The organism is Pseudonocardia xinjiangensis (assembly GCF_012911925.1).
Lineage (GTDB): Bacteria > Actinomycetota > Actinomycetes > Mycobacteriales > Pseudonocardiaceae > Pseudonocardia > Pseudonocardia xinjiangensis.
Map to the genome: position 1 here is coordinate 1 of NZ_JAAXKY010000213.1, position 9,745 is coordinate 9,745.

Consider the following 9,745-nt stretch of genomic DNA (forward strand, 5'->3'; position numbering starts at 1 on the left):
ATCCGGACCCGCGAGTCGCCCATCCTGACCCGCGAGTCGCCCGTTCCCTCGCGCTTCCCGGACGACGACGGGAGTGCCGGTACCGTGCCCGCGTGCCCCGACATGTCGCTTTCCTGCGCGGGATCAACGTCGGACGCCACAAGCGCATCGCCATGGCCGACCTGCGCGCGTTGCTGACCGGTCTGGGCTACACCGACGTCCGGACGCACCTCAACAGCGGGAACGCGGTCCTCACCGGCGACGACGCCACCCCCGCCGAGCACGCCGAGCAGATCGAGACGGCCATCGCCGCGGATCTCGGCCTCGACGTGCGGTGCGTCGTCCTCACCGCGGACGAGCTGCGCGCGATCGTTGACGGCCACCCGTTCCCGGACGTGGCGACCAACGGGTCCCGGATGATGGCCCACATCCTCGCGACGGCGCCCGACCCGGCCCTGCTCGCCGAGCACGACCCGGTCGGCCTCGACCCGGACAACGCGCGCCTCGGCGATCGCGTGATCTACCAGTGGTGCCCGGACGGGGTGCTCGCCGCGCCGCCGGTGGGTGGCTTCGCGGAGAAGCACCTCCGCGTCGCGGTGACCGCCCGCAACTGGAACACGATGACGAAGCTCGTCGAGCTGCTCTAGACCGGAACCTCTGCACGCGTCGTCGAGGGTCTAGGTCGGCACGGCGGGGACCGACAGCACGAGCTCCCGAAGCCCCGCCGCGTCGAGCAGGTCGGCCGGGCGGAGCGTGACGTCGTGGCGCACGAAGTGGAACGCCGCCCGGACCTGCTCCGGCGCGCATCCTGCCAGCGCCGCCCACGCCAGCCGGTAGGCCGCCAGCTGCACCGCGAGGGCCGGCATCCGGGACTCGTCGGGCAGCGCGCCGGTCTTCCAGTCCACCACAGTGAAACCACCGTCCGGGTCGGCGTAGACCGCGTCCATCCGGCCGCGCACCCCGATGCCCGCCACCACGGTCTCGAACGACACCTCGATCTCGACGGGACGCCGGTCGGCCCACTCCGAGGCGAGGAAGGCGTCCTGGAGCTCGGTGAGGGCGTCGTCGGGAGCGGCGCCCTCGTCGGCGGCACCGGGCAGCTCGTCGAGGTCGAGCAGCTGCGCCGCCCCGAACCGCTGTTCCAGCCAGGCGTGGAACGCGGTGCCGCGACGGGCGTGCGGGTTGGGCGGCAACGGGAGCGGGCGGCGCAGCCGGGCCGCCAGCGCTGCGGGATCGCCCGCGAGCTCGACGAGCTGGCTCACCGTCAGCTGCGGCGGCAGCGCCGCGGTGGGCCGGGCCCTGGCGGCCGCCCGCTCGGCGAGCAGCACGTCCACGTCGGCGGCCCAGCCCTCCGGATCGGCCCAGGCCTCCGGGTCGTCGCCCTTGTCGTCCTCCGGCGGCGGCTCGTCGAACGAGCCCATCAGCGCGAGCTGGGATCCCGGCTCGGCCGCGTCGGCCCGGACGGCGTGCACCTCGTCGAGCTCGCGCAGCGCCGAGCGCACGAGTGCCGCCCCGGCGTGCACCGCTTCCGAGCGCTCCGCCAAGGGGTCGGTGGGCCACAGTGCCGTTGGCTGCTCGAGGGTCGCGGGGTTGACCTCGTCGCCGGCCGGCTCCTCGGCCCACTGCTCCGCGCCGTGCACGCGGGCGATCTCCACGAGGAACTCCGACGGTTCCCGCGGGCGGTCCCCCGCCGCACCCCACCGGTGGCCGGAGGCGAGCAGAACGTGCTCGGAGCGGGTGAGCGCCACGTAGAACAACCGGCGCTCCTCGGTGAGCCGCCGCTCGTCGAGCGCGTCGGAGTGCTCCTTGAGAGCGCCCTCGAGCTCCTTGCGGTCGCCGCCGTCGGGAAGCTGCAGGACGGGCAGGTCCGCAGCGTCCCCCCGCAGCTCGACGGGGAGCTCGGCCGCGCTGGTCAGCCAGGTGCCGCCGATCTTGCGCCCGGGGAAGACCTGCCCGACGAGGTGCGGGACGGCGACGACCTCCCACTCCAGTCCCTTGGCGGCGTGCACGGTGAGCACCTGCACGCGGTCCGGCGCGACCTCGACCTCGCCGGGGGTCAGCCCGTCCTCGGCCTTCTCCGCCGTCTCCAGGAAGTCCAGCAACGCGGGCAGCGTGGCGACCTCGGCACCCGCGGCGAAGTCGGCCACGACGTCGGCGAACGCGTCGAGGTGGGCGCGGCCCACCGGGCCCGGTCGGGCCGCGCTCTCGGCGTCGAGCAGCAGCACCCGCTCGGCGTCGGCCACCAGGTCGGTCAGCGGGGCGGCGCCCCTGGCCCGGAGCCAGCCCAGCTCGCGGGCGAGCCGGGTGATCCGCTCGAAGCCCTCCGGCGAGTACCGCGCGGCAGGGCCGGGGTCGTCGAGGGCGTCGACGAGCCCGGCCTGCTCGGCCTGCTCGCCGGGCAGCGCGCCGAGGGCCAGCTCGGCGGGCGTCAACGGCCCCGGACGGGACGGCTGCGGGGGCACCACCTCCCTGGCCCGCTGCCACAGTGCCGCGAGGTCGGCGACCCCCAGCCGCCAGCGGGCCCCGGTAAGCAGCCGGACGGCCGCGGGCCCGGCGAGCGGGTCGGCGACCAGCCGCAGGGCGCTCACCAGGTCGCGGACCTCCGGGGTGTCCAGCAGGCCCCCGAGCCCGACGACCTCGACGGGCAGCCCGCGGGACCGCAGGGCGGCCGCGATCGCGTCCATGTCGGCGCGGCGCCGCACCAGCACCGCCGACGTCGGGGGCTCGGCTCCGGCCTCCTCCGCCGTGCGCCAGTGGGTGGCGATGCCGTCGGCCATCCAGTCGAGCTCGGCCGCGATGTCGGGCAGCAGCGCCACCCGCACGTCCCCGGTCCGCGTGCCCGGCCCGGCCCGCAGCTCCCCCACCCCGACCGCTCCCGGCGCGGCGCGCAGCGGCGCGGACACCGCGTTGGCGAGCGTGAGCACCTCCGGCGGGTTGCGGAAGCTCGTGAGCAGCCCGTACTCGTCGGCCGGTCCGTCCCCGGCGGGGAAGTCGGTGCGGAACCGGACGAGGTTGCCCGCGCTCGCGCCCCGCCAGCCGTAGATCGACTGGAACGGGTCGCCGACAGCGGTGACCGCCGGCCCGTCGGTGCGCAGCGGCTCCCCGGGAGGAGCGCCGAACAGGGCGCGCAGGAGCACCCGCTGGGCGTGCCCGGTGTCCTGGTACTCGTCGAGCAGCACCGCGCGGTAGAGCGCCCGCTCCGCCTCCCCCACCTCGGGGTGCTCCGCGGCGACGCGCGCGGCGATCGCGAGCTGGTCGGTGAAGTCGACGGCCCGCTCCGATCGCTTGCGCGCCGCGAACGCCTCCACCAGCGGCAGCAGCGCCGCCCGCTGGCGCTGGGCGCCCACCCACCGCTGGTAGGTCTGCGACGGCTCCGCCCGCTGCCGCTTGCCCGGCGGGGCCGAGGACAGCACGGACACGAGCTGCTCGGCGTGCCGGCGCACCGCTTCGAGGTCGACGAGGTGCTCGCCCAGCTCCCCGGCGAGTGAGAGGAGCCGCTCGGTGACCGTGGCCGGCATGAGGTCGATCTCGAGGTCGTCGGCCCAGCTCGTGACCACCCGGTGTGCGACCTGCCAGGACGCGGTCTGCCCGAGCAGGCGCGACGCCGGCTCGGCGGGCAGCCGCAGCGCATGCTCGGCAACCAGGCGTCCGGCGTAGGCGTGGTAGGTGGAGATGCTGGGTTCACCCGCGACCACGGCCGCGCGCCGCTCGCCGCTGGGGTCGAGCTCGTCGAGCAGCCGGGAGCCGGCGAGGCGGCGCAACCGCGAGCGCACGCGGGCGCCGAGCTGCTGGGCGGCCTTGCGGGTGAACGTGAGCCCCAGCACCTGCTCGGGCAGCACCTGACCGGTGGCGACGAGCCAGACGACCCGGGCCGCCATCGTCTCGGTCTTGCCCGCTCCCGCCCCGGCCACGACCAACGCCGGTCGGGCGGGCGCCGCGATCACCTCGGCCTGTTCGTCGGTGGGCGCCGGCAGCCCGAGCGCGATGGCCAGGGCGTGCGGGGTGAGCTCCACGCGAGAGTTCTACCGCAGCGCCACGACACCCGGCCGCGCCGCTACATCTTGGAGATCCGCACCCAGTCGACCTCGAGGTTGACCTCGTCAGGGGTGGTGTCGTCGCGCGGCGGGATCCAGTCCTTCTTCGGGCCCTGGTCGAGCTGGATCGTGAGGTGCATCGGCTTCGTCGGGATCACCGTCTTGTCCTTGTTCTCGTACTTCTTGACCCCGTCGACGTACCAGGTGATCCGGTCGGGCAGCCACTCGAGAGCGAACGTGTGCCACTTCGTGTAGTCCCCCGGCACCGACGTGCCGTTGACGTTGTCGGTGCCGTCCGGGCCCCAGTGCACCACGAAGTGTGCAAGGTCCCGGTTCTCGCCGGGCACCTCCATGATGTCGAGCTCGCCGTCCTCCGGCCACTTCTCGGAGTCGGGCCAGAGCAGGATCGCCGAGCCGAACCCGCGTCCCGCGTCGGTGCGGGCCCGGAACTCCCAGCGCCCGTAGAGCTGCCCGGTGGTCTGGCCCATACCGCCGGAGACGTCACCCTTGGCCGTGATCTTGAGCGTGCCGTCGGACTGGCTGATCGCCTCCGGCTTGCGGTAGCCGGTGCCGAAGCCGCCGACGCTGTCGTAGAGGTCCCAGCCCTTGGAGTCGAGAACCGGGCCGTTGAACTCGTCGCCCCCCGCGGGGTGCCACGTGGTCCCGCCGCCTCCCGAGCCGCTCGCGACGTGCGCTCCCGACGCGCCCCGGGAACCGCCGGAATGGGGGCCCGGCGTGGCTGACGGACCGCCGGACGTGGGGCTCGGCGTCGTGGTAGGGGCGGAGGCGGTGGGCGTCGGCGTGGGAACGGTGGACGTGGGTGGGAGCGCCTCGAACAGGTCGGGCGCGTTGTCGGGCGCGGCGCTGCTCGGCCCCGGGCCGCCCGCACAGGCGGCGAGCACCACGACGAGTCCGGCGCAGACAACGGATGACCGCATCCGCCTCGCGATCCGGGACATCCCACCTCCTGGCAAGCACACCGGGGAGGGGCCGCGGGAGCGCCGGTGTGCCGACGCACCGTACCCGCTGTGATCCTTCCGCTCGAACCTCCCACCCGGGCGCGCCCGGATCACCGGTTCGAACAGCAGGTCTCACACAGCGTGACCACAGTGGCCGGAGGCGCCCCCGTTCCGGCTCTACGGCTCGGTGACCTGCCGCCCGGCCTCGCTGAGCGGGCAGCTGACCCGCACGGGGCAGCGGTCGCAGTCGGGGCCCACCCGCGCGATGAACTGCGCCCCGGACGTCTCGTCCGCGCAGTGGCGCAGCACGTCCTCCCAGCGGGCCAGCTCGGTGTCGTCGAGCGGTGGCTGGACGGGTTCCTTGACCTGCCCGTTCGCCTTCTGGTCGGCGAGGTAGACGAGCCGCGCTCCGCCCGGGCGCGCTCCCGGCTCCAGCAGCTCACCGAACGCGCCGAGCGCAGCCGCGAGCTGGTAGACGGCCAGCTGCGGATGCTCGGCGGCCGCCCGACCGCTGACGGCCGTGCGGCCCGTCTTCACGTCGACGACCACCGGGCGCCCTTCCGGGTCGACCTCCAGCCGGTCGACGCGCCCCCGCAGCCGCAGCCGCGGGGCGCCCCGGGCGGACGCCTCGTCATCCGGCCCCTGACCGCCCACCAGATGCAGGCCCGGCTCGTCGCCCGCCAGGTCGAGCTGCACCGGCTGCTCCACGGCCACCAGCCGCAGCCCCTCCGCCCGGCTCGCCCGCACCCAGCCGTCGAACGCCGCCAGCATCCCCTGCACCCGGGACAGCTCCCGGCGACCGAACCAGGGCGCCCCCGCATCGAGGCGCGACCATGCCGAGCGCAGGGCCACCTCCAGCTCGGCGTCCTCCGCACCGGCCGCGCTCGCCTGCACCAGCGCGTGCACCAGCGAACCGGTGACGGCGGCCAGCGCCCCGACCTCGCCGCCGCCGTGGCGCTCCAGCACCCACCGCAGCGGGCACCGGACGATCTTCTCCACGTCCGACGGCGACACCGGCACGACCTCCCCCGGTGTGCGCAGCGGAGCGTCGCTCGACACGGGAGCCAGCCCGTACCAGTCGTCGGGACGGGCGCCGGGCACCCCGGCGGCGGCGAGCCGGGCCAGCTGCACCGCCGCGCGACGACGGCGCTCCGCGGCCGCCGGGTCGTCACCGGGGTCGGCGCACACGGCCCGGCGCAGCTCACCCACCAGCTCGGCCAGCACGAGCGAGCGGCCCGGGCGGTACACCGGGCGGTCGGCCTGGGTGGCCGGGACGGGGTCGAGCTCGTCGAGGAAGCGCGAGGGCTGCTCGTCCTCCCCTTGCACCGCGCTGACCAGCAACGTGTGCCGGGCCCTGGTGCACGCGACGTAGAACAGGCGGCGTTCCTCGGCGAGCAGGGGCGCGATCCGGGAGACGGTCTCTCCGGGCTCGGCCACGCCGCCCACGAGGTCGACGAGCCGCTCGTTGCCCAGGAGGCTGCCGCGCAGCCGCAGGTCGGGCCAGCTCCCCTCCTGCACACCGGGCACGGCCACGACGTCCCACTCGCGTCCGCGGGCGGCGTGGGCGGTGAGCAGCGAGACCGCGTCGCCCCGGGGCGCCCGCGGGGCGAGCGAGTCGGTGGGGAGCTGCTGGTCGGCGAGGTACTCGAGGAAGCTCGCCACGCCCGCGCCCGGCAGCCGGTCGGTGTGGCGGGCGGCGACGTCGAAGAGGGCGAGCACGGCGTCGAGGTCGCGGTCGGCCGCGGCACCGACCGGGCCGCCGCGGGCGCTGGCCTCGCTCCACCGCGGCCCGAGCCCGCAGGCCTGCCAGACGCGCCACAACACCTCCTCGGCGCTCTCCCCGTCGCGTGCGGCGTGCCCGGAGATGGCCAGCAGCGTGCCGACGCGGCGCAGCGGCGCCGTGTCCTGCGGTGGGAGCGCGACGAGTGGGTCGGGACGCCCCTCCGCCGCCGACCGCAGCGCCGCGACGAGCAACGGATCGCTCCCCGAACGCTCGATGTCGACCCGGCGCACGGAGTGCTCGCCCTCGTCCGGCGGCTCCGGCTCCGGTGGCGCGTCCACCGGGCGGGTGCCGGCGTCGAGCCGCAGCAGGCCCCGCCGCAGCCTCCGCATCCGCATCGGGTCCGCCGAGCCCAGGGGCGAGGTGAGCAGGGCGGTGGCCGCGTCGGCGTCCAGCTCCTGGGGGCGGGTGGCACAGCGCAGCACCATCAGCAGCGGGAGGACCGCGGGCTGGCGCGCGAGCGGCAGCTCGTCGGGGGGCGCGGCGACCGGCACCCCCGCGGCCAGCAGCGCCCGGCGCAGCGTGGGCAGCGACAGTCGGGTGGACCGGGACAGCACCGCCATGCGCGACCACGGCACGCCGTCGGACAGGTGGGCGCGGCGGAGCTGGTCGGCCACCCAGCCCGCCTCCTGCGACGCCGAGCCGAACACCCGGACCGCCACCGTGCCCTCCGGGCCGTCCGGCTCGCCCGGTGGTGCCACCCGCTCCCGTCCCGAGCCGGATCCGGACAGCCGCGCCACCAGCCGCGCACCGGCCGCCCGCACAGCGGGTGCGCTGCGATGGTCGACGGTGAGCAGGACCGTCTCGGCCCGGACGGCGCGCAGGCCGCCCGGATCGGCACCGCGGAACGTCAGCACGGCCTGGTCGCGGTCGCCCGCGAGCAGCACGCTGGTGGCGGTGGAACCCAGTGCGCGCACCAGCTCCATCTGCTGGGGGTCGAGATCCTGCGCGTCGTCGACGACCAGATGCCGGACCCGCTCCCGCTCCGCGGCGAGCAGGTCGGGGTCGGACGCCAGCGCGTCGAGCGCAGCCGACACCAGCTCCGCCGCGTCCAGTGCCGGGGCGGTGGCCTGCGGCGCGCCGCGGCCCGCAGCACCCCTGAGCAGGATGACGTGCTCGTAGGTGCGGAAGAACCGCCCCGCCGCGGCCCACTCGGGCATGCCGTGGCGGATGCCCAGCTCGGTGAGCTCCTCGGGTCCGAGGCCGCGCTCGGCCGCCCGCAGCAGCAGCTCGCGGAGCTCGGCGGCGAACCCCGGCAGCCCGAGCGCCGGGCGCAGCCGCTCCGGCCAGCCCGAGTCGGGCGCTCCCCCGCGCTCGGGGCCGTCGAGCTCGCCGGCCAGCAGGTCACGCACCACCGCGTCCTGCTCCGCGCTCGCCAGCAACCGGGGCGGCGGATCACCGTTGCGCGCCGCGTGCAGCCGCAGCACCCCGAACGCGTAGGAGTGCACGGTGCGCACCAGCGGCTCCCGGGACGTGCGTTCCGCCACAGCGTCGTCCTGGTAGACCAGGTCCCCGATCCGCTCACGCAGCTCCCCCGCCGCGCGGCGGCTGCCGACCAGCAGCAGCGTGCGCTCGGGATCCGCCCCGGCCCGGATCCGAGCGGCGATGCTCTCCAGGAGCAGCGTGGTCTTGCCCGTGCCCGGCCCGCCGACCACCCGCAACGGCCCTGCCTCGTGGGCGAGCACGCGCCGCGCGGCGTCGTCCCAGACCAGCTCGCCCGGCACCGCCCGCGGCCTGCGGACGAGACCCGGCGCGAGCGCGGCGGGCCCGGCGGGGCGATCGTGACGGGACACGCGGCGATGCAACCACGAGGCCCCGACACCGCTCGCGGGCGGCCCGGCGAGTTGCAGCAAAGCCACGTTGCGGCAACCACGTTGCATCAAAGTGGCTTTGCTGCAATCCCGGCTGTGCTCCCGGGGGCACGCAGCGGCGGGTGGCAGGATCGGGGGGATGACTGCTGCGCCGCTCCACGTCCGCACCTTCGGGCCGTCCGACGGGGTGCCCGTGCTCGCCCTGCACGGGATCACCGGCCACTCCGCGCGCTGGCGGGTGCTGGCCGAGGCGCTGCCGGAGTTCCGGTTCATCGCGGTCGACCTGCGCGGTCACGGGCGCTCACCGTGGACCCCGCCGTGGAACATCGAGCAGCACGTGTCCGACGCGCTGGGCGTGCTCGACGCGTTCGACCTCCAGCGGGTCCGGATCGCCGGGCACTCCTACGGCGGCGCGATCTCCGTGCACCTGAGCCGCACCGCGCCGGATCGGGTCGAGCGGCTGGTGCTGCTCGACCCGGCGATCGGCCTCGACCCGCAGGACATGCTGGAGACGGCCGAGTCGAGCCGCGCCGACGAGTCCTTCCCCGACATCGCCATGGCCCGGGCCGACCGCGCGCAGCGCTGGGAGGGCATCGCGGACGAGCTCGTGGACGCCGAGATCGCCGAGCACCTCGTCCGGGACGGCGACCGCTACCGCTACCGCTACTGCGGCTCCACCGCCGTCGTGGCGTGGGCCGAGATGGCGCGCCCGGCCCTGACCCCGCCCGCCGGCACGCCCACGCTGCTGCTGCCGGCCACGAAGGCCGACTTCGTCAGCCCCGCCTGGGTGGACGCCTGCCGCGCCGAACTGGGCGACGCGCTCACCGTCACCGAGGTCGACGCGGGCCACATGGTCTACCTGGAGCGCACCGCGGAGGTCGCGCAGGCGATGCGCGAGTTCCTGACACCCTGAGCGCATGGACGACGAGACGGTCGAGCGGGTCCGGGCCGTCGTGGTGGCGATCCCGCCGGGCGAGACGGCGAGCTACGGCGAGGTGGCCGCCCGCGCCGGGCTGCGCTCACCACGGCTCGTGGGCCGGATCCTCGCGATGGACGGCCACGACATCCCCTGGCACCGGGTCCTGCGGGCGGACGGGAGCTGCGCCCCGCACATCGCGGTGGAGCAGAGCGCGCGCCCGAGAGCGGAAGGCGTCCTCCTGGTGGACGGCCGCCTCCCCCGCC

Annotated in this window: 6 protein-coding genes; 3 read left to right on the forward strand and 3 right to left on the reverse strand. The window is 75.9% G+C overall.

Annotated features, from left to right (window positions below):
- The first annotated feature begins 92 nt into the window (after positions 1-92).
- Positions 93-626 (forward strand): DUF1697 domain-containing protein, encoded by a 534-nt coding sequence (locus HF577_RS34845; RefSeq protein ID WP_169400263.1) that lies wholly within the window; start codon positions 93-95, stop codon positions 624-626.
- Positions 627-656: 30 nt separating this feature from the next.
- Here HF577_RS34845 and HF577_RS34850 read toward each other — a convergent pair whose 3' ends face one another.
- The 3 genes from HF577_RS34850 to HF577_RS34860 all read right to left on the reverse strand — a co-directional run bounded on the left by HF577_RS34850 (position 657) and on the right by HF577_RS34860 (position 8,545).
- Entirely contained in the window at positions 657-3,992 is a 3,336-nt protein-coding gene (locus HF577_RS34850; RefSeq protein ID WP_169400264.1) for an ATP-dependent DNA helicase, read from the reverse strand.
- Positions 3,993-4,033: 41 nt separating this feature from the next.
- On the reverse strand, positions 4,034-4,972 hold the full coding sequence (locus HF577_RS34855; protein ID WP_169400265.1) for a glycoside hydrolase family 16 protein: 939 nt from the start codon (positions 4,970-4,972) through the stop codon (positions 4,034-4,036).
- 177 nt (positions 4,973-5,149) lie between these two features.
- Positions 5,150-8,545, reverse strand: a complete 3,396-nt coding sequence (locus tag HF577_RS34860; protein ID WP_312859581.1) for an ATP-dependent helicase — start codon at positions 8,543-8,545, stop codon at positions 5,150-5,152.
- 157 nt (positions 8,546-8,702) lie between these two features.
- On the opposite strand from HF577_RS34860, the gene HF577_RS34865 reads away from it, so the two are divergent.
- Complete coding sequence (locus HF577_RS34865) at positions 8,703-9,476, forward strand: alpha/beta fold hydrolase (protein WP_169400267.1); 774 nt, start codon at positions 8,703-8,705, stop codon at positions 9,474-9,476.
- Positions 9,477-9,480: 4 nt separating this feature from the next.
- On the forward strand, positions 9,481-9,745 hold a 265-nt coding region (locus HF577_RS34870), incomplete at its 3' end, for an MGMT family protein (RefSeq protein ID WP_169400268.1).